Raw genomic sequence first — 20,628 nt, forward strand, 5'->3', positions numbered from 1 at the left:
ACAGCCTTGGCCCCCATACCTGCCACAAAATATGCCGTGGCCCTTCCGTCCCCAAAGGCCAGCTGCCAGCGTGCTACCATAGCTACGTCTAAGTACACATACCAAGTGGAGGATACCCATGGCAAACGTTCTTGTCTTTGGTCACCAGAACCCCGATAACGACGCCATCATGAGCGCCGTCGTTCTGTCTCAGCTGCTCAACCAGGTTGAGTATGCCGGCAACACCTATGAGGTCTGCGCTCTTGGTCAGCTTCCGGCAGAGTCCGCCAAGCTGCTCGCAGACGCCGGCATTGCCGAGCCCCGCGTGATTGAGTCCGTCGAGGCCGGCCAGCTTGTCGTTCTCACCGACCATAACGAGTCCGCCCAGTCCGTCGCCGGCCTTAAGGACGCCACGGTCTTTGGCGTCGTTGACCATCACCGCATCGGCGACTTTGAGACCGCCGGCCCGCTGCACTACATCTGCCTGCCCTGGGGTTCCAGCTGCACCATCGTCACTAAGCTCGCCGGCGTGCTCGGCGTTGAGCTTTCCGACGTTCAGGCCAAGCTGCTGCTCTCGGCCATGATGACCGACACGCTCATGCTCAAGAGCCCCACCACCACCGATGTCGACCGCGCCGTCGCCGCCAAGCTCGGCGAGCAGGTGGGTGTCGACCCGGTCAAGTTTGGCATGGAGGTCTTCCTCACCCGTCCGTCCGGCTCCTTCACCGCAGCCGAGATGGTCGGCAACGACATCAAGATGTTCGAGCCCGCCGGCAAGAAGCTGCTCATCGGCCAGTACGAGACCGTCGACAAGAGCCGTGCGCTCGGCATGATCGACGAGATCCGCGAGGCCATGCGCGCCTACGCCGCCGAGAAGGGTGCCGACGGTATCGTCCTGTGCATCACCGACATCATGGAGGAGGGCTCGCAGGTCCTGCTCGAGGGCGAGACCGAGGCCGCTCAGAAGGGCCTGGGCATTGCCGACGAGCACGACGGCGTCTGGATGCCGGGCGTCCTCTCCCGTAAGAAGCAGGTCGCTGCCCCCATCATGGCCGCCTGCTAGGTTTTGTAACCTGCTACGACCGGACCGCGGACGCCCCGCGCTCCGGTCGTTTTTTGTGCGCGGGACCGCGTCCTCTATTGGACAGGGGCGCCCGTACCGTTGGGCAAATAATGTTCAACCTGTGGTTCCGCTTTTCGGCCACGCCTGCGTGCTTGTCGTGCAGGGTAGGCTAGATGCAAGCGTAATACGTTGGAGCGCGGTGCCGCCACTTGGGCGGGCCGTGCTTTTTTAAGACGGGAGCTTTCCCGTGAAAGGAGCCGCCCATGGCAGCAACTGAGCAGCTGTTCAACGTTCGTGAGCGCAAGCGCTTTGAACGTCATGACATCTGGGAGCGCATCGCCGAGAACGGCACGATTTCCGCCGCCGTCATGGTCATCGCCGCCATCGCCGCCGTTATCTGCGCCAACACCGATGTCTACGAGGCTATCCATCACTTTTTGGAGACCCCGCTGTATGTGGGCCTGGGCAACCTTACGGCTGGCCTCACCGTCGAGCTTTTCGTCAACGACTTTCTCATGGCGATCTTCTTTTTGTTGGTGGGCATTGAGCTTAAGTACGAGATGACGGTCGGCGAGCTCAAGAATCCGCGTCAGGCCATGCTTCCCATGCTGGCAGCCGTGGGCGGCGTCGTCGTTCCCGCCTGCATCTACCTGATCTTTAACCATGCCGGCGCCCGCAACGGTTGGGCCATCCCCATGGCAACCGATATTGCCTTTGCGCTGGGCGTGCTGTCGCTTTTGGGCAATCGCGTGCCCAACGGCGTGCGCGTGTTCTTCTCGACGCTCGCCATCGCCGACGACCTCATCTCCATCGCCGCCATCGCCATTTTCTACGGCCAGAGCCCCAGTCCGTTTTGGCTGGGTGCCGCTGCAGTTGTGACCTGCGCACTTGTGTGGCTCAACAAGACTCAGCATTATCGCCTTGCCCCGTACTCGGTGCTTGGTCTGCTGCTGTGGTTTTGCATGTTTAAGAGCGGCGTGCACGCCACGCTTGCCGGTGTCATCCTGGCCTTCACCATCCCGGCCAAGTGCGGTGTTAAGCTCGATAGCCTTACCGATTGGCTAGGCGAGTACCTGCCGTTGCTCGACGACCGTTACGACGACGAGGCGCACATCCTGGGCCAGCACGACTTTACCCTTTCGACCACCAAGGTCGAGCGTGTCATGCACCGTGTGACCCCGCCGCTCATCCGCATGGAGCGCCTGATCTCCACGCCGGTCAACTTTGTGATCCTGCCGATCTTTGCGTTTGTCAACGCGCAGGTTCGCCTTGTGGGCGTGGACATGAGCGTGCTGCTTACCGACCCGGTGACCCTCGGCGTGTACTTTGGCATGCTGCTGGGTAAGCCGATCGGTATCTTTGGCGTGACGTTTGCCCTGGTCAAGCTTAAGGCTTGCGAGCTGCCTCATAACGTTAACTGGCATATGATCGCCGGCGTGGGCATTTTGGGTGGCATCGGCTTTACCATGTCGATCCTCATCAGCGGCCTCGCCTTCCCGACGGCCCAGTTCGAGGTTCTGGCCGCCAAGGCCGCCATTCTTGCCGGTTCTGTTACCGCGGCCGTGCTGGGCATGATCTACATGAGCGTGGTCTGCAAGCATCCTTCGCCCAAGGACGAGTAGGAGCGCGAAAACCGGGGCCGGACATGCCCCGGATGCCCTCGTGTGAAAAAATGCCGTTTGTGAGCACTGTCACAAACGGCATTTCATTTATTTGCCATTTTTATTCCACGGTGCCGTAGACGGCGCCCCAGCCGTGGGCGGCAAGGGCCGAGTTAAGCTGGTCGCAAAGCGATTGGCGGTCGTAGTGGCCGGGCGGCAAAAGATTCACGATTTCCATGAGATCGGGCGCCAGGTCCAAGATCTCCGCCTGAACGATTAGATCCAGGCGGTCAATGGCCTTACGGTCATAAAACAAGCCGTCGACCAGACGCTGCAGGTCTCCGAACTCCTCGGCTTGAAAAGAGCCGTATTCCATACTGCCTCCTTGGATGTGCCATGCGGCTATACGGGTCATACGGTGGATATCGTAATTCATTGCGATGGACTTAATCTATCACGGCTTCATACCGTTGCGGCGGTAGCGGTCTATACTTAGACAAACTGCAACGTCCCGCTTTGCGAAAGGTCGCACCCATGCAGACGATCTACCAGAAGATGGAAACCACCGAACTCGATGCCGCCATCGAGGCGCTCAAAGCCGAGGTTGCCGAGGTCAAGGCCAAGGGCCTGGCGCTCGACATGGCGCGCGGCAAGCCGTCGCCCTCCCAGGTGGACATCTCGCGCCCCATGCTCGATATCCTCAATGCCGACGCCGATCTGCACGACGGTAACGTCGACTGCTCCAACTACGGCTGCTTTGAGGGCATCCCCTCGGCACGCAAGCTGGCGGGGGAGTTCCTGGGTTGCCCCGCCGATCAGACGCTCGTACTGGGTTCGTCGAGCCTTTTGATCGAGCACGATATCGCCGGTATGTTCTGGCGCTGCGGCTCGTGCGGCAGCGAGCCTTGGGAGGCTTATGAGGCCGCGCACGACGGTAAGAAGGTCAAGTTCCTGTGCCCGGTTCCCGGCTACGACCGTCATTTTGGCATCACCGCCGACCTGGGTATCGAGAACGTCCCCGTCGCGATGACCGGCAGCGGCCCCGACATGGACGAGGTAGAGCGCCTGGTTGCCGCCGACGACTCCATCAAGGGCATCTGGTGCGTGCCCAAGTATTCCAACCCCACGGGCATCACCTTTAGCGAGGACACCGTGCGCCGCTTGGTCCAGATGCCCACGGCCGCGCCCGATTTTCGCATCTTTTGGGACAACGCCTACTGCGTGCACGACCTGTACGACGAGACCGACGAGCTCGCCAACATCTTCGATCTTGCCCGCGCGGCGGGTACCGAGGACCGCGTGGTGGCATTCGCCTCGACGTCCAAGATCACCTTCCCGGGCGCGGGCATCGGCTTTATCGGTGCGAGTCCCGCGGTCATCGCGGAGTTCTCCAAGCGCCTGAAGGCCGGTCTTATCAGCGCCGACAAGCTCAACCAGCTACGCCACGTGCGCTTCCTTCCCACCATCGAGGCGGTCAAGGAGCACATGAAAAAGCATGCCGAGTTCTTGCGTCCGCGCTTTGAGGCCGTCGAGCGCAAGCTCACTGAGGGCCTGGGCGATACGGGTTGCGCTACTTGGACGCATCCCCGCGGCGGCTACTTTGTGAGCTTTGATGGCCCCGAGGGCTCGGCCCAAAAGGTCGCCGCGCTTTGCGCCGACCTGGGTGTCAAGCTCACGCCGGCAGGTGCCACCTGGCCTTATGGCAAGGATCCGCGCGACACCAACATCCGCATCGCGCCGAGTTATCCCACGGTCGAGGACCTGGAGGCCGCACTCGACGTGCTGGTGCTGGCCGTCAAGCTCGTCGCTGCCGAGCTTGCTCGTGCCGAGCGCGCCTAACGCGTAGGGCCCCGCAAATCCGCGTCCAGTACTATCCGCACTCTCGATACGCAAAGGAGCGTATACATGGATTTGGGTATTTCCACCAACCCCACGCCGGAGCTCTACACCATTAGGGTGACCGGTGAGATTGATATCTCTAACGCCGACAGCCTGCGTAACGCCATCGACTTGGCGCTCGAGCAGCCCACCGAGGCCGTTGAGCTCGACTTTGCCCAGGTGAGCTATATCGACTCGACAGGTATTGGCGTACTTGTGGGCGCCGCGCACCACGCAGCCGATCACGACAAGCGGTTTGGCTGCGTCAACGTGCAGCCCCCGGTGATGCGCGTGGTTCAGTTGCTGGGTGTCGACCAGGAGATTTCAATTACGGCGGCATAAGCCCTGCCCCAAAAAGGGCGTGCCGTTTGGTATATGTTTGTGATGCGCTCGGATGTTTTGACGTCCGGGCGCTATACTTGACCGAATGAATAGACGAGTTCCGGCCGAATGGCGCGGTGCGGGCTCGACTCACATCGAGCCTTGGAGGTATGTGTGTTTGGTATTGGAGAGGGTGAGCTCGCGATCATCGTGGTCTTCGGCTTTTTGCTGTTTGGCCCGGATAAGCTCCCGCAGATGGGCCGCACGATCGGCCGTGCCATCCGTCAGTTCCGCGAGACGCAGGAAAAGATGACGGCTGTTGTTCAGTCCGAGATTATCGATCCGGTAAGCGAGGCCGCTTCGGCTCCGGTCAAGCCCAAGAAGGCTGCCGTCGACGACGATTCCGATGCGGACGAGGATGCCGTCGAGACGGCCGCGCCCGCAAAGAAGGAGACCTTTGCCGAGCGCCGTGCCCGCCTTGCCGCCGAGAAGGCCGCGAGTGAGGGTGCTGCCGAGGACGAAGGTGCTGCTGGTGAGGCTGAGGGCGCCGAGTCTGCCGCTGCCGCCGTCGAGCCCGAGCCTGCTGCAGAGCCGGAGCCCGAGCCCGAGCCGGCAGAGCCCACGACGGCTGACCTCTACGCCCGTCGTCCCCGCAAGCGCAAGGCCGTCGTCGACCAGCTCGCTCGCGAGCTCGAGGCCGAGGACGACGCCGCTGCCGCCCATGCCCCGAAGGGAGGCGATGAGTAATGCCTATCGGACCTGCGCGCATGCCGCTCTTCGATCATCTGGGTGAGCTCCGTCGTCGCCTGACCATCGTGGTCGTGTCAGTCTTTGCCGCCGCCATCGTGCTGTATTTCGCCACGCCCGTGGTGCTCGACATCCTGGAAGACCCCATCCGCTCCTTTGTGCCGGACGGTAAGTTCTACATCACCACCACGCTCGGCGGCTTTGGTCTGCGCTTTTCGCTGGCCCTCAAGATGGCCGTTGTCATGTGCACGCCTATGATCATTTGGCAGATTCTGGCGTTTTTCCTGCCGGCGCTTCGCCCCAACGAGCGCAAGTGGGTTGTGCCCACGGTGCTCGCCTCGACGGTGCTGTTCTTCCTGGGCGCAATCTTTTGCTACTTCATCATCATCCCTGCGGGCTTTGAGTGGCTCATCGGCGAAACCTCGGCCGTCGCTACGGCGCTGCCCGATCTGGAGAACTACGTCAACATGGAGCTACTCTTTATGATCGGCTTTGGTGTGGCGTTTGAGCTGCCGCTCATCATCTTCTACCTGTCTGTCTTCCATATCGTGTCCTATGCGGCCTTCCGCGGTGCCTGGCGTTACGTATACGTTGGCCTGCTTGCGGGCTCGGCTGTGATTACGCCCGACGGCTCGCCCGTTACACTGGGTCTCATGTATGGCGCCCTGCTCTCGCTCTACGAGATTTCGCTCGCCATCGCCCGCGTGGTCATTACCGCGCGCGATGGCAAGGAAGGCTTGTTTGTGAGCCGTCTGGATCTGTTCTCGAACGACGACGAGGACGACGAGGAGTAAATCCGTATGCACGAGGTTGGCATTGTCAACGGCATACTCGATACAGTGATTCGCGCGGCGCGTGGGGCGGGGGCCTCGCGCGCTGTTTTGGTAACGCTGCGCATTGGGGATATGACCGAAGTTGTGCGTGAGGCGCTCGACTTTGCGTGGGAGACGTTTCGCGACGAGGACATGCTCACGCGCGGCTGCGAGCTTGCCGTGGAGGAAGTCCATCCACAAAGCGAGTGCCTGGACTGCCGCGAGGTCTTTGAGCACGACCGCTTCCATTGCCGCTGTCCTCAGTGTGGCGGCACCAACGTGCGCCTGCTGCACGGCCGCGAGCTCGACATCGCCAGCATCGAGATCGAAACCCCCGACAATTAACCAGCCTGCCATTTGGGGACGGGGTATAAATGGTAGAAGTAAGGAGTGCCGAGTATGGCCGAGAAAACTATTGATATCGCATCGCCGATTCTGTCGCGCAATGAGCGCCTGGCAGATCAGCTGCGTCAGCGATTCAAAGAGACAGGCACCTATGTGATCAATGTGCTGTCGAGTCCCGGCTCTGGTAAGACCACCACGATTCTGGGCACCAACGAGCGTCTGCGCGACAAAGCCGGCCTGCGCTGTGCCGTCATCGAGGGCGATATCGCCTCGGATGTCGACGCCATCACCATGAAGGAAGCCGGCATGCCCGCCATTCAGATCAACACGGGCGGTCTGTGCCACCTCGAGGGCAACATGATCATGGAGGCCGTTGATGCGTTCGACCAGGCAGTGGGCCTTCAAAACATCGATGTTATCTTTATCGAAAACGTGGGCAATCTGGTCTGTCCGGTCGACTTTGACCTGGGCGAGAACCTGTCCATCATGATTCTCTCGGTGCCCGAGGGCGACGACAAGCCCATTAAGTACCCGGGCATCTTCCAGCACGCTGGCGCACAGCTGCTCAACAAGGTCGATGTGGCCCCGGCTTTCGATTTTGACATGGATAGGTATACTAAGACACTCGATGACCTCAATCCGCAGGCGCCGCGGTTTGCCGTGAGCGCACACAAGGGCGAGGGCATGGATGCCTGGTGCGATTGGCTCATCGGGCAGATCGAACAAACAAGGGCGTAAGTCGGCCGTCGTACGTGCGGGCGCAGCCGCAGACACACGAGATAGGAGCCTCTTTTGAAGCTCATCATCGCCGAGAAAAACGACGCCGCGCGTCAGATTGCCGAGCGTCTTTCCACGGGCAAGCCCAAAAAGGACAAGGTGTATAACACCGCCATCTATCGTTTTGAGTGGAAAGGCGAGGAGTGCGTGACAATCGGCCTTGCCGGTCACATCCTTGCGCCCGATTTTTGCGACAGCGTGCTGTTCGATAAAAAGCTGGGTTGGTACTCGGTCACCGAGGACGGCGAGATGCTGCCGGCCGACATACCCGATGGCCTGGCGCGTCCGCCCTATGACACCAAGCGCAAACCGTTCCTTGCCGACGGTATCTCCATCAAAGGCTGGAAGCTCGAGAGCCTGCCCTACCTTACCTGGGCGCCCGTTATCAAGCTGCCGGCCGAGAAAGAACTCATTCGCTCGCTCAAGAACCTTGCCAAGAAGTCCGACAGCGTCATCATCGCCACGGACTTCGATCGCGAGGGCGAGCTGATTGGTTCGGACGCCCTCAACAAGGTGCGCGAGGTTGCGCCCGACTTGCCGGTTGCCCGCGCCCAGTATTCTTCGTTTACCAAGGCCGAGATCACGCAGGCCTTTGATAACCTCGTCTCGCTCGACCAGAACCTGGCCGATGCCGGCGAGAGTCGTCAGCACATCGACCTCATTTGGGGTGCGGTGCTCACGCGCTACCTGACGCTCGCCAAGTTTGGCGGCTTTGGCAACGTGCGTTCTGCCGGCCGCGTGCAGACCCCGACGCTTGCCTTGGTGGTCGAGCGCGAGCGCGAGCGCATGGCGTTTGTGCCCGAGGACTACTGGCAGATTCGCGGCATGGCTGCCGCGCAGGCTGCTGCCGAGGAGGACCGCTTTAAGATCGCGCACAAGACGGCGCGCTTTACCGACAAGGATGCTGCCGAGATGGCGTACGGCCATGTCGACGGCGTTGCGACGGCAACCGTTGCCGCGGTGACCAAGCGCTCGCGCAAGCAGCAGCCGCCCACGCCGTTTGCGACCACCTCGCTGCAGGCTGCCGCTGCGGCCGAGGGCATCTCGCCCGCACGCACCATGCGCATCGCCGAGTCCCTCTACATGGCCGGTCTTATCAGCTATCCGCGTGTCGACAACACCGTGTACCCCGCGACGCTCGATCTGGGCGCCGTGGTGAGCGATCTGGCAAAGATCAACCCGGCGCTGGCGCCCGTATGCAAAAAGGTGCTCGCCGGTCCTATGAAGCCCACGCGCGGCAAGGTCGAGACCACCGACCACCCGCCTATCTACCCCACGGGCGAGGGCGATCCGTCCATGCTCGACGGTGGCCAGCGCAAGCTCTACGACCTCATCGCTCGCCGCTTCCTGGCGACGCTTATGGGCCCCGCCACCATCGAGAACACCAAGCTCGAGCTCGACGTGAACGGCGAGCCGTTCGTGGCTTCGGGCGATGTGCTCGTGACCCCGGGTTTCCGCGAGGCATACCCGTACGGACTCAAGCGCGACGAGCAGATGCCGCCGCTGGAGCAGGGCGACACGGTCGACGTATTCGACATTAAGCTCGAGGCCAAGCAGACCGAGCCGCCCGCACGCTACAGCCAGGGCAAGCTCGTGCAGGAGATGGAAAAGCGCGGCCTGGGCACCAAGTCCACGCGCGCGAGCATCATCGAGCGCCTGTACGCCGTGCGCTACCTCAAAAACGATCCCGTGGAGCCGAGTCAGCTGGGTATCGCCATCATCGATGCACTGTCGCAGTTTGCCCCGCGCATCACGAGCCCCGATATGACCAGCGAGCTCGACGGCGACATGACCCGCGTGGAGCGCGGCGAAGATACCGAAGAGCATGTCGTGACGCACTCGCGCGCGCTGCTGGCCGGCGTGCTCGATGAGCTGCTCAAGCATACGCAGGAGCTGGGCGACGCCATCAGCGATGCCGTCACGGCCGATGCGCGCGTGGGCGCCTGCCCCAAGTGCGGCAAGGATCTGGTTATGAAGACGAGCGCCAAGACCCGCGGCAGCTTTATCGGCTGCATGGGCTGGCCCGACTGCGACGTGACCTATCCGGTGCCGAGCGGTGTCAAGGTGAGCCCGCTCGAGGGCGAGGCCGCCGTGTGCTCCGAATGCGGCGCGCCGCGCATTAAGTGCCAGCCGTTCCGCCAGAAGGCCTTCGAGATCTGCGTGAACCCGACGTGCCCCACCAACTACGAGCCCGACCTTAAGGTGGGCGAGTGCAAGGTGTGCGCCGAGGCCGGACGCCATGGCGACCTGATCGCGCACAAGAGCGAGAAGAGCGGCAAGCGCTTTATCCGCTGCACCAACTACGATGACTGCGGCGTGAGCTATCCTCTGCCGGCGCGCGGTAAGCTCGAGGCGACGGGTGAGACCTGCCCCGAGTGCGGCGCCCCCATCGTGGTGGTCAACACGGCGCGCGGTCCGTGGCGCATCTGCGTCAACATGGACTGCCCGACCAAGGAGAAGAAGCCCGCCCGCGGCCGCAAGACGACGACCAAGGCGAGTACGGCGAAGAAGACCACGGCGAAAAAGAAGACCACGGCGAAAAAGACGACTGCCAAGAAGGCTGCCGCGAAAAAGACGACCACAAAGAAGGCGGCCGCCAGCAAGTAGCGGCGCAGCCGAAACATTGCCCAAAACAAAAACGGGCGAGGGTCCCATGATCCTCGCCCGTTTTTTGTTCGGCAGTTAGGGACGTTCCTTTTCTACCGGCAGTTTAGGAACGTCCCTAACTGCCAGCTCGGGAACGACAAAACGCTAGTTCACCTCGACGGGTTTGGCGCTGGGATAGCGGTCCTCAAAGTCCAAGCGATACTTGTTGCTGCTGGTTCCCGGCTCGTTGTCGCGTGCCAGCGGCGCCACGATTTCGTCCTTATGGTCCGAGGGCTTTGCGTACTTTAGGCTGATCTCCCAGGCATCGCAGATCGCGTCGATGCGGTGATCAAGGTCGTCATACAGGGCAATGATGTCTTTCCAGGAGTTGTAGTTCTTGGAGCTCATGGGGACGTTCAGGTCCTCGACGATATCGTAATACTGCTCGATGGTCTCCTCCGTGCGCTCGGCGACGTCGGCGAGATTTTGGCGGGTGGTGCGATCTTCTTCCAGATAGCTACCATTGAAGGCCTGCGCGCAGGCGCGGACCTGGCTATCGAGGTCCTCGAGCAGGTCGTAGTATTCGCTCAGGCGACGGTAGAGGTTCTGCTCGGAGAGGGTTGCTTCGCCGCCAGCCTCGTCCTCGTCGTCATCGTCATCGTCGTAAAGGCTATTGGGGTCGCCGAGGGGCTTGAGGTCATCATCGTCAACATCGTGGTGCAGCTTGGTAACCTCGGCAGTCGTCTGCGTGGCGGAGTTGTCGAACGGTTTGATCACAAAGAAGATGACCAGGGCGATGATGATTGCCACCAGCGCAACGATAACGGCGACAAGCGCCCCGGTGCCGCTCTTTTTGGGAGCGGGGGTCTGTGGCGAAGCAGGCGCGTATGCGGGAGCCGGCTGCTGTTGGGGCGAGCCGCTCGCGGCGGGTATGCACTGCGTGGTCTCGACGGCCGCGGGGCTTGCGGCGGGGTCGGGGCGATAAGCGAGGGGATCGTCCGCCTTGGCTTGCGGCGTATCAAGGGGCCCGGTTTGGTCAAAAGCGGGCTGGCTATCGCTCGCGGCTGTTTGCTCAACGGGTGCACCGCACGAGGTGCAGAACTTGGCATTATCTGCAAGAAGCTTGCCGCACGAGGCGCAATACCGAGACATTGCCACTCCTTTCGCCACATTTCAATGCCATACGACGATTATACCCAGCATCCAAAATTCCCCATCATAAGTTGCGGTGAAATAGGGACTGTTTGGCGGTCTTAGAGCTTCAATCAGTCCCTATTTCACCGCAACTTTGGAAAGGCACCTTTAGTCATTGGGAGTCATTGGGGTGCGCCTGTCCCTGGGGTATCATGATTTGGTTGATATATCTGCATTTACGCGCCTTGTAGGAAGGGACTGCGCCCATGGCTTTTGAGCCCGCTCAACATAGCTTTATCACGCTCGAGGGCGTCGATGGTGCCGGTAAGTCCACGCAGGCGCGCCTGCTGGCCCGTGCGCTCGAGCTCGCTGGCTACCAGGTCGTGACCCTGCGTGAGCCGGGTGGTACCGCCATTAGTGAAAAGATCCGTGCCCTGCTGCTCGACCCCGCCAATACGGCGATGGGGGATACCTGCGAGCTGCTGCTCTACGAGGCCGCACGCGCCCAGCTGGTGCACGAGGTCATAGCTCCCGCCCTTGCGGCCGGCAAAGTGGTCCTGTGTGACCGCTTCTATGATTCCACGACCTGCTACCAGGCGTTTGCCGACGGTCTCGATCGCCAGATGGTACGCGACGCCAACAACCTTGCTGTCGCGGGGACGCACCCGGCGCTCACGCTCGTCTATCACATCACGCCCGAGCAGGCGGCGCTGCGCATGTCCGCCCGTGGTGCGGTCGACCGCATGGAGGCCAAGGGCATGGCGTTCCAGGAGCGCGTTTACCAGGGATTTAGTGCCATTGCCGCCGAGGAGCCAGATCGCGTGAAGCTCATCGACGCCACCGCTTCCATCGAGGACGTCTTCGCGCAGACGGTCGAGCAGGTTCGCGCGTACGGTCTCGACATTTCCCAGGACGCCGTCACCGCCACGCTTGCCCAGGAGGCCGAGTAACATGGCCCCCGCTCTGGCAAGCCTGCTGGCCAAGCTCGACACCCAAGAGCGCGTACGCGATTTTTTGACCAACGCCGTCGCCAGCGGCCGGGCATCGCACGCCTACCTGTTTTTGGGCGCTCCCGGTGCCGGCAAGCTCGATGCCGCATGGGCGCTCGCCCAAGCCTTCCTGTGCGAGCAGGACGGCTGTGGCTCATGCGATAGCTGTGTGCGTGTCGCCCGCCATACGCACCCCGACGTGCACTATTACACGCCCGAGAGCGCCACGGGCTACCTCATCGCCCAGACCCGCGAGCTGCTCGACGACGTGCCGCTGGCGCCCATCCGTGCCAAGGCCAAGGTCTACATCATCGACCGTGCCGAGCAGCTGCGCGCCAACACCGCCAACGCACTGCTCAAGACGCTCGAGGAGCCGCCCGAGGGCGTTATGTTTATCTTGCTGGGCACCTCGGCAGACGTGATGTTGCCCACCATCGTGAGCCGCTGCCAGTGCGTGCCGTTTCGGCTGGTGTCGCCCGCCGTGGCCACGAAGGCCGTGAGCCGCGCGACGGGCCAGGATCTCGCACGCTGTCGCATGGCGGTCGCCGTGGCGGGGAGCCCCACGCGCGGCATCGAGTTCCTTAAGAGCGCCGAGCGCCAGGATGCTCGCCGCCAGATGATCCGCGCCATCGATTCGCTCATCGCCGCCGACGAGGCCGATGTACTCAGCCGCGCCAAGTCGCTCATCGTCGCCGTTAAGGCTCCGCTCGCCGAGGTCAAGTCCACGCAGGAAAAGGTGCTCGAGCAAAACGCCGATTATCTGTCGCGTGGAGCATTGAAGCAGCTTGAGGACCGCAACAAGCGCGAACTCAATGCGCGCGAGCGTTCGGGTATCATGGAAGCGCTGGCGAGCGCGCGGACGCTCATGCGCGACGTGCTGCTGACGCTTCAGGATGAGGCGGCAGACATTGTGAACGAGGACGTGCGCGACACGATCGGGCGGCTTGCCGCCGCGACGAATGTTGCGGGTGCCACCCGGGCGCTCGAGGCGGTCGCGACCGCCGAGCGCAACATTGCCAGAAACGTTACTCCCCAGCTGGCCATCGAGGTCATGCTGTTCGATATCAGGAAGGCACTGAAATGCCGTTAGTCGTACCCGTTAAGTTTACCTACGCCTCGCGCGACCTGTGGTTTGACCCGCAGGATCTGGATATCCTCGAGGCCGATTATGCCATTTGCTCCACCGAGCGCGGAACCGAGATCGGCCTGGTCACGGCCGATCCCTTCGAGGTGCCGCAAGACGAGATCGGTCAGCCGCTCAAGCCCGTGCTGCGTGTGGCGAGCGATATCGACCTGCAGCTTGCCGACGACCTGGCCATCCAGGGCGATGAGGCCATGGTCGATTTCCGCCGTCTGGTCAAAGATTTCGACCTCGAGATGAAGCCGGTGGGTGTCGAATACCTGTTTGGCGGCGAGAAAGCCGTGTTCTACTTTGCGGCCGAGGAGCGCGTCGATTTTCGTCAGCTCGTCAAGGACCTGTCCTCGACGCTGCACATTCGCGTTGACATGCGCCAGATTGGCGTGCGTGACGAGACTCGCTTGGTGGGCGGCTATGCCCAATGCGGACAGGAGCTCTGCTGCACGCGCTTTGGCGGACAGTTTGAGCCCGTCTCGATTCGCATGGCAAAAGAGCAGGACCTGCCGCTCAATTCGTCTAAGATCAGCGGCGTGTGCGGCCGCCTGATGTGCTGCCTGCGCTATGAGTTCGAGGCGTACAAGGACTTTAAGAGCCGCGCGCCCAAAAAGAAGACGCTCATCGATACGCCGCTCGGCAAGGCGCGTATCCAGGAATATGACACGCCGCGTGAGCAGCTGGTGCTGCGCCTGGAGAACGGTAAAGTCTTTAAGGTCAACCTGGCCGATATGACGTGCTCGGAGGGCTGCAAAAAGAAGGCCGCCGATCAGGGCTGCAGCTGCCGTCCCGACTGCGTGACGCGCGATGTGCTCGAGCGCATCGAGTCGCCCGAGATGCGCCTGGCGCTCATGGAGCTCGATCGCGAGAACGGCGTCGACGTGGGCGATGGCCTGTCGAGTGCCGACCGTCTGGCCGGCACGTCGATGCCCAAGCGCCGTCGTCGCGATGCCGAATCCGATGCTTGTGCCGGTCAGGGCCAGAGCGAGGGTCGTGGCCGCGGAAAGGGCCGCGGCAAGGCCGAGGCTTCCGAGGCCGAGGAGGCGGCCGGCGGCCGTCGTCGCCGCAAGCGCGCGGCGACCGTCGACAACGGCGAGACCGCGGGCAAGAACGCCTCTCGCGAGCGCGAGGCTCAGCAGCCCCAGCAGCAAAACCGCGGCGGCGGCATGAACCCCACGCGCCGTCGTCGCCGCCACCTGTCGAGCGAGGAGCGCGAGGATGCCTTCCGCACCGCAGCCGCTCGCGAGGCCGGTGCCGCTCCCAAGGGTGCCTCGGCCTCCGACGCGCCTGCCGACAAGGCTGGCAGGCCACGTGGTGAGGAGGAGCGCGCGCCGCGTCCGCGCCGTCGCCATTCCTCGGGCACGCAGCAGAAACCCTCGGTTCCTTCTGTGGCCGATCAGGTTTCGGATGGTGAAGTCAAGGTCACGCGCCGTCGCCCCGGCGATGGCGGAGGAGCTGCCGCCAAGGCTTCGCGCGGCGGTGCTCGCGACGAGCGCGAACCGCGTGAGGATCGCAGCGGCGAGGGTTCGGCCGACCAGAGTCAGAAGCGCCGCCGCCGTCGCCGTTCCCGCAAGCCGCGCCAGGATGGTGGCGAAGGCTCGACCCACACCTCGTCCGCACCGCAACCGCCTGCCGGCGAATAGCGCCCGCAAGCGGATTCGACTTGTCTGACCCCAAGTGCAACGGGGTATCATGGCACTGAATCGACAACCCTCCCTTCGCCCAAGCGTAGGGAGGGTTTTGTCATAAATAACTGTCTGAATGGTTTGAGCCGCTTACGGAGTGCCGGCATCTTGCCGTTTGCGGATGAATTGCTACCGTTTGCCGAGCGCGCGGCGCATGAGGCACTCGAGGTTCTTTCGCCCACGCGATGCGCCGGTTGCGAGTGTGCCGGTGCGCTTATTTGTCAGGAGTGCCTGGCGTCGCTCACGCTTGTCGATCCGCGCCACAGCTGCACGAGGTGCGGCGCTCCGTTTGGAGGCCTGCTGTGTACCGAGTGCTCGGTCGAGGGTGCGTCTTCGACGGTGGCTAAGGCCCTCGATCGCTGCCTGGCGTGCGCTGTCTATACGCATCCGTTGCCGCGCATCATCAAGGCATACAAGGATGCGGGCGAGCGCCGTCTGGCACCGTATCTGGCAGAGCTGCTCTACGACACCGCCTTGCATGCCCAGGTAGCAGCCCCCGACCGTTACGGCGGCGTGCTGTCCGGTGCCGACGCGGTGGTATTTGTGCCCGCGACTGCGGCGGCGTATCGGCGGCGTGGATTTGATCACATGGAAGCAATCGCGCGCTCGTTTTGCGATCTTTCGGGCGTGCCATTGGTGGACGCCTTGGTCAAATACGGTCATGGCGACCAGCGCGAACTCGGTCGCGCCGAGCGCCGGGAACATGCCCGGGACATGTACGAGACGGTCGAGGATGTACGTGGCTGTCGTCTGCTGCTCATCGACGATGTCATTACCACGGGCGCGACAATGGCAGCTGCCTCGGCGGAGCTTAAGCGCGCCGGCGCCAAAGCCGTCGATGGCCTCGCTATCGCACGCGTTTGGTAGGGGTGGTTTTGTGGCAGTGAAGATTGCGCGGCGCGTCGAGCCGGCAGGCGAGCAACTGGCAGCCTCTGTGATCCTGACCGGCGCCTCGGCGCTACGCATGATGCGCGCCGAGCGCCGGCATATGGGTCACATCAGTTGGAGGGACTTCCATCCCGATGAAGGGCGCCGTGTGCTGCCCGCCTCGACCTGCGAAATCTGTACTCGCGGTGCGAATGACGACCTAACCTTAAACTTTAGCTTGAACTTAGCTATAATGCGCTACGTTCCCGCCAGGCTGTGGTTGCGGACGGGCAATGCGCCCATCCAAGTCCAAGACAGACGCGGTCAAAGGGATCCACGTAAGCGACCGCGTGCGCGCGGCGCGATCATGGCGCGTCCTAGATGTAAGCCGCACCGTCCGTTCTACTTTCTTTGGGGCAATACCGCCTCGCGGGCGAGCGGGCCAGTCGTGAAGGTGGCTGCGGCCTCCCGAGCAAACGCCCCGGTGCGCAAGTGTGGGGTCAAATACCAGGTCAGCTGGTGGGAACAACCCGATATTCCGTGCAGGGCACGGATCGTATACGACACAGAAGGCAGGGTAGCGGACATGGTGAGGGGCAGCTTGATGCATGCAGCTCGGTTGGGTGCTGGGACCGCGGCGGTCATTGCCGTTTTGGGCCTGAGTGGATGCGCGTTCAATCCACTGTCCACGTTCACGACGCCCACGATCGACCAGATCGAGCGCGAGACCGTTACCCCCACGGTATCGGACGATGCCCTGGTCACGCCGGGAACCCTGACGGTCGCTCTCGATACTTCCGATGCCCCGCAAGCCATGCAGGATGCCGACGGAAACCTCACGGGCTATGCGGTCGATGCCGCTCGTGCCCTCGCATGCCGCATGGGTCTCAAGGTCGCCTTTGTCGATGCATCCTCGGCCGATTCCGCGCTCAGCGATAAAAAGGCCGATATCTTCATTGGCGACGTCAGCTCTACGGACGGCGATATCAGCTCGCTTGGCACCTGTCTGTACGACGCCCCCGCCGTATTCGGCAAGAGCACTGACGGCGAGTCGTTGAGCGTTTCCACCGAAACCCTTAACACCGCTACCCTGGGCGTTCAGACCTTCTCGGCCTCGCAGGAAGCGCTCGCCAAGCAGGGCATCACGGCCAACCAAAAGACCTTCTCCAACATCAACGAGTGCTTCGAGGCACTCGAGTCGGGCGAGGTCGATTACGTGATCTGTGATTCCACGGCCGGTGGTTACCTCGCGCGCCTGATGAGCCAGATCTCCTGTGTTGGCACGCTCGAGACGCCCTCCACGCTTGGCGTCGCAGGCCTTAGCTCTAACGATGAGCTGTGCCGTGCCGTGGGCGATGCCCTCGACGACATCACGGTCGACGGCACGCTCGAGGCGGTCCACTGCGTCTGGTACGGCCAAATGCCCTATGACCTTACCGCCAAGGCTGTTTCGGGGGCCAATGTGCAGGCATCCGAATCCACGTCCAACGAGACCGAGTCCTCCGATGGCGACACCTCCGATAACAACGGCGACAGCCCGTCGTCTAGCCAGGAGGGCGCCATCACCGACGATGACATCAACAAGCTCAATAGCTAGTTATTGGTAGGGGTGGCGCCTGCCATACATTGAACAAGGCGCTTCTTCACGGTTTCAACACGCATGGCCGGGTCTCCCCAATAGGGGAGCCCGGCTTTTCAATTTTGATAAAACCAGCAGCTCAAGGGCAATTTCCAGGAGAAAAACCAACTCCGCCGACGCCCTCATATAGCGCACTTTGCCGCGGAAAAGTGCGAGACTTCGGTATGCGGTATCAAGCAGTCGTTATTCGGGCCTTTGGGAATTCGGGTGATTAAATGCACGGCAATGGGTACATAGCCAGTACAGTAAGTCCCCGAGGCAGATTGGAGCCACGTATGGATATCAAGGTTTCTGGACGCAAGACGACGGTAACCGATGCTCTGCGTGCGCATGTGGACGAGAAGATCGGCGAGGCGCTCAAGGTTTTCGATATCGAGCCCATGACAGTCGACGTCGTGCTTCGTTATGAGAAGAACCCCTCGAACCCCAACCCGGCAATCGTCGAGGTCACGGTTCGTGCCCGCGGCTCTGTGATTCGCGTCGCCGAGCACGGCGCAGATATGTATGCCGCCATCGATCTCTCCGCCGATAAGGTCACCCGCCAGCTGCGCAAGTTCAAGACCAAGGTTGTGGACAACCGCCAGGGCGGTGCCAGCGCCGCGGATGTCGCACCGGTCGAGCGCGTCGAGGATCTGGCCGACCTGCTGCTGCCCGAGGAGGACGACGACCTGCTCGTCCGCGAGAAGGTCATCGATGTCACCCCGATGACTGAGGAGCAGGCGCTGGTGCAGACCGATCTGCTCGGCCACGACTTCTACGTGTTCGAGAACGCGACGACTGGCCTCATCAATGTGGTGTATCACCGTAAGAATGGTGGATATGGCATCATCAAGCCCCGCATCGAAACACTTGACGAGTAAAATACGTTAACTTGCATGAGTTAACGGTTGGCGGCCATCCCATGCGGGTGGCCGCCTTTTTTACGTAAGGAGTCGCTTTGATGGACAAGGCCGCATCCGCCGGTCATTCGGACCGTTGCCGTATCGTCGTCGATACCTGCTGCGACTTTAACCCCGAGGTCGCCGCGAACCTCGATGTCGATATCTTGGGCTTCCCTTTCATTATCGATGGCGAGGAGCGCACGGACGACATCTGGTCGAGCATGAGCCCTAAGGAGTTCTACGACCGCATGCGCGCCGGTGCCCGCGTGTCCACCTCGGCTGTGTCGCTCGGTCGCTATATCGAGTTCTTTACCGAGTGCGCCAAAGAGGGCACGCCCACGGTTTACCTGTGCTTTACCTCGGCGCTGTCGTCGAGCTACAACTCCGCGTGCCAGGCGGCAGATGCCGTGCGCGCCGAGTATCCCAACTTTGAGCTCTACGTGGTCGACAACGCTCTGCCCTGCGCGACCGGCGAGCTCCTGGCGCTTGAGGCCGTGCGCCAGCGTTCGGCGGGACTGACTGCCAAGCAGCTGGTCGATTGGGCAAACGAGGCCAAGACCTACGTGCACGGCTACTTTACGCTCGAGAGCTTCGATGCGCTGGCTGCCGGCGGCCGCATTCCGCCCGCGGCGGCGCAGCTCACGGCAAAGCTCGACGTCAAGCCCGAGCTCTCCTACGACCTTGCCGGCTCGCTGTCGCTGATCGGCGTCAACCGCGGCCGCAAGAAGGCGCTCAAGTCCATCCTCAAGTCGTTCCGCGAGAACTACGTGCCCGATCGCACCATGCCCATCGCCATCATGACGGCCGATGCCGAAAAGGACGGTGACTGGCTCGAAGCCGCCATCCGCAAGGAGGAGGGCTGCTCCGACGTCACGATCATTCGCAGCTCCGTGGGCCCCACCATCGGCTCGCACGTGGGCCCCGGCATGGTGGCCTGCGCGTTTTGGGGCAAGAACCGCACCGACAAGGCGTCGCTTTCCGACCGCATCGCCCGCCGCGTGCGCGGCCAGTAGACAAGCGCTGCGTCCGTAATCGCCCTCGACTCACAGCCCAAACGCTGGCAACGAGTATTCAACCTGGTAATAACACCCAACCCAAAAGGAAAGGTTTCATGGCAAACAAGCTCTCTGTCGCATTTATCGGCACCGGAATCATGGGTGCCCCTATCGCCGGCCACATTCTGGACGCTGGCTATCCCGTCACGGTCAACAACCGCACCAAGTCCAAGGCTGCAGCGCTTGTTGAGCGCGGTGCCGTCTGGGCCGATACGCCGGCAGATGCCGCGGCGAACGCCGACGTCGTCTTTACCATGGTGGGCTATCCCTCCGAGGTCGAGGAGCTCTACCTGGCGGGCGATGGTCTGCTCGCGTGCGCTAAGCCCGGTGCGGTCCTGATCGACCTCACCACGAGCTCGCCCGAGCTGGCGCGCGACATTGCCGAGGCCGCCCAGGTTTCCGGCCGCATGGCGTTTGACTGCCCCGTCACCGGCGGCGAGTCGGGTGCTATCGCCGGCACGCTTACGGCTATCGCGGGCGCTACCGAGAACGACATTGCCCCGGTCCGCGATATCCTTTCCACCTTTGCGGCAACCATCTGCTGCTTCGATGGCGCCGGCAAGGGCCAGGCTGCCAAGCTCGCCAACCAGGTGTCGCTGGGCGCCTGCATGGTCGGCATGGCCGATGCGCTGGCGTTTGCCGAGCTGAGCGGCCTTGATATGGAGAAGACCCGTCAGATGATCCTGGGCGGCACCGGCAAGTCCGGTGCCATGGAGAGCCTGGCGCCCAAGGCGCTCGACGGCGACTACAAGCCCGGTTTTATGGTGGAGCACTTCATCAAGGACCTGCGCTTGGCGCTCGCCTATGCCGACGACCGAGAGCTTGCGCTGCCCGGCGCCGACGTGGCCTTTACGCTCTATGACATGCTCGACGCCATCGGTGGTGCCAAGCTGGGTACCCAGGCCATCAATGTCCTCTATAAGGAGGAGGCCGACGCCATTGCCGCCGGTCTGGACTGGTCGCAGTATCGTCCCGAGGAGCATGGTGCTCACGAGGAAGGCTGTGGTTGCGGCGAGCATGGCGACGACCACGAGTGCGGTTGTGGCCACCACCATGGCGAGGACCACGAGTGCTGCGGCGGCCACGGCCATGACGACGGCCACGAGTGCTGCTGCGGCCACCATCACGAGGAGTAGC

19 protein-coding genes are annotated in these 20,628 nt (G+C 62.4%); 17 read left to right on the forward strand and 2 right to left on the reverse strand.

The genetic code is table 11. The annotated features are described in order from the left end of the window. The first annotated feature begins 118 nt into the window (after window positions 1-118). Window positions 119-1,042, forward strand: coding sequence for a manganese-dependent inorganic pyrophosphatase (locus ACTQX9_RS00480; RefSeq protein WP_427718922.1), 924 nt, complete (start codon window positions 119-121; stop codon window positions 1,040-1,042). A gap of 263 nt (window positions 1,043-1,305) precedes the next feature. Then, window positions 1,306-2,664, forward strand: coding sequence for a Na+/H+ antiporter NhaA (gene nhaA / locus ACTQX9_RS00485; protein ID WP_154515038.1), 1,359 nt, complete (start codon window positions 1,306-1,308; stop codon window positions 2,662-2,664). Between the two features lie 100 nt (window positions 2,665-2,764). Here nhaA and ACTQX9_RS00490 read toward each other — a convergent pair whose 3' ends face one another. Next, window positions 2,765-3,019, reverse strand: a complete 255-nt coding sequence (locus tag ACTQX9_RS00490; protein WP_154515036.1) for a hypothetical protein — start codon at window positions 3,017-3,019, stop codon at window positions 2,765-2,767. 158 nt (window positions 3,020-3,177) lie between these two features. Here ACTQX9_RS00490 and ACTQX9_RS00495 point away from each other — a divergent pair, with 158 nt between their 5' ends. The 7 genes from ACTQX9_RS00495 to ACTQX9_RS00525 all read left to right on the forward strand — a co-directional run bounded on the left by ACTQX9_RS00495 (window position 3,178) and on the right by ACTQX9_RS00525 (window position 10,130). Continuing rightward, the gene (locus ACTQX9_RS00495) at window positions 3,178-4,482 is read left to right on the forward strand and encodes an aminotransferase class I/II-fold pyridoxal phosphate-dependent enzyme (protein WP_441540205.1); all 1,305 of its coding nucleotides are present in this window, start codon (window positions 3,178-3,180) and stop codon (window positions 4,480-4,482) included. 66 nt (window positions 4,483-4,548) lie between these two features. Then, window positions 4,549-4,863, forward strand: a complete 315-nt coding sequence (locus ACTQX9_RS00500; protein WP_154515032.1) for an STAS domain-containing protein — start codon at window positions 4,549-4,551, stop codon at window positions 4,861-4,863. Window positions 4,864-5,016: 153 nt separating this feature from the next. Continuing rightward, window positions 5,017-5,589, forward strand: a complete 573-nt coding sequence (locus tag ACTQX9_RS00505) for a twin-arginine translocase TatA/TatE family subunit (protein WP_193221503.1) — start codon at window positions 5,017-5,019, stop codon at window positions 5,587-5,589. Then, window positions 5,589-6,383: a twin-arginine translocase subunit TatC gene (gene tatC, locus ACTQX9_RS00510; protein WP_193221504.1), complete on the forward strand. Its 795-nt coding sequence runs from the start codon at window positions 5,589-5,591 to the stop codon at window positions 6,381-6,383. Before ACTQX9_RS00505 ends, tatC begins: the two co-directional genes overlap by 1 nt. Before the next feature lie 6 nt (window positions 6,384-6,389). Then, window positions 6,390-6,746, forward strand: a complete 357-nt coding sequence (gene hypA / locus ACTQX9_RS00515; protein WP_152068469.1) for a hydrogenase maturation nickel metallochaperone HypA — start codon at window positions 6,390-6,392, stop codon at window positions 6,744-6,746. Window positions 6,747-6,800: 54 nt separating this feature from the next. Next, entirely contained in the window at window positions 6,801-7,484 is a 684-nt protein-coding gene (hypB, locus tag ACTQX9_RS00520) for a hydrogenase nickel incorporation protein HypB (protein ID WP_441540206.1), read from the forward strand. A 54-nt stretch (window positions 7,485-7,538) separates the two neighbouring features. Then, complete coding sequence (locus tag ACTQX9_RS00525; protein ID WP_441540207.1) at window positions 7,539-10,130, forward strand: DNA topoisomerase I; 2,592 nt, start codon at window positions 7,539-7,541, stop codon at window positions 10,128-10,130. A 144-nt stretch (window positions 10,131-10,274) separates the two neighbouring features. Here the strand turns inward: ACTQX9_RS00525 and ACTQX9_RS00530 are convergent, their stop codons facing one another. After that, the gene (locus ACTQX9_RS00530) at window positions 10,275-11,261 is read right to left on the reverse strand and encodes a zinc-ribbon domain-containing protein (RefSeq protein ID WP_441540208.1); all 987 of its coding nucleotides are present in this window, start codon (window positions 11,259-11,261) and stop codon (window positions 10,275-10,277) included. A gap of 248 nt (window positions 11,262-11,509) precedes the next feature. Here ACTQX9_RS00530 and tmk point away from each other — a divergent pair, with 248 nt between their 5' ends. From tmk to ACTQX9_RS00570, 8 genes are all read left to right on the forward strand, one after another. Continuing rightward, window positions 11,510-12,193: a dTMP kinase gene (gene tmk, locus ACTQX9_RS00535; RefSeq protein ID WP_427747986.1), complete on the forward strand. Its 684-nt coding sequence runs from the start codon at window positions 11,510-11,512 to the stop codon at window positions 12,191-12,193. Window position 12,194: 1 nt separating this feature from the next. Next, on the forward strand, window positions 12,195-13,322 hold the full coding sequence (locus ACTQX9_RS00540; RefSeq protein WP_427718943.1) for an ATP-binding protein: 1,128 nt from the start codon (window positions 12,195-12,197) through the stop codon (window positions 13,320-13,322). Beyond that, on the forward strand, window positions 13,313-15,007 hold the full coding sequence (locus ACTQX9_RS00545) for a PSP1 domain-containing protein (protein WP_441540209.1): 1,695 nt from the start codon (window positions 13,313-13,315) through the stop codon (window positions 15,005-15,007). The genes ACTQX9_RS00540 and ACTQX9_RS00545 overlap by 10 nt, the downstream gene beginning before the upstream one ends. A 150-nt stretch (window positions 15,008-15,157) precedes the next feature. Continuing rightward, window positions 15,158-15,916: a ComF family protein gene (locus ACTQX9_RS00550; RefSeq protein ID WP_441540210.1), complete on the forward strand. Its 759-nt coding sequence runs from the start codon at window positions 15,158-15,160 to the stop codon at window positions 15,914-15,916. 604 nt (window positions 15,917-16,520) lie between these two features. Beyond that, window positions 16,521-17,513: a substrate-binding periplasmic protein gene (locus ACTQX9_RS00555; RefSeq protein WP_441540306.1), complete on the forward strand. Its 993-nt coding sequence runs from the start codon at window positions 16,521-16,523 to the stop codon at window positions 17,511-17,513. Window positions 17,514-17,830: 317 nt separating this feature from the next. Further along, window positions 17,831-18,415, forward strand: a complete 585-nt coding sequence (gene hpf, locus ACTQX9_RS00560; RefSeq protein ID WP_055285508.1) for a ribosome hibernation-promoting factor, HPF/YfiA family — start codon at window positions 17,831-17,833, stop codon at window positions 18,413-18,415. A gap of 80 nt (window positions 18,416-18,495) precedes the next feature. Continuing rightward, window positions 18,496-19,449 carry a DegV family protein gene (locus tag ACTQX9_RS00565; protein WP_441540211.1) on the forward strand — a complete coding sequence of 318 codons (954 nt, stop codon included), beginning with the start codon at window positions 18,496-18,498 and terminating at the stop codon, window positions 19,447-19,449. A 98-nt stretch (window positions 19,450-19,547) separates the two neighbouring features. After that, window positions 19,548-20,627 (forward strand): NAD(P)-binding domain-containing protein, encoded by a 1,080-nt coding sequence (locus tag ACTQX9_RS00570; protein WP_441540212.1) that lies wholly within the window; start codon window positions 19,548-19,550, stop codon window positions 20,625-20,627. Window position 20,628: the final 1 nt, after the last annotated feature.

The sequence above is a fragment of the Collinsella sp. LCP19S3_F2 genome (assembly GCF_052121015.1).
GTDB lineage: Bacteria > Actinomycetota > Coriobacteriia > Coriobacteriales > Coriobacteriaceae > Collinsella.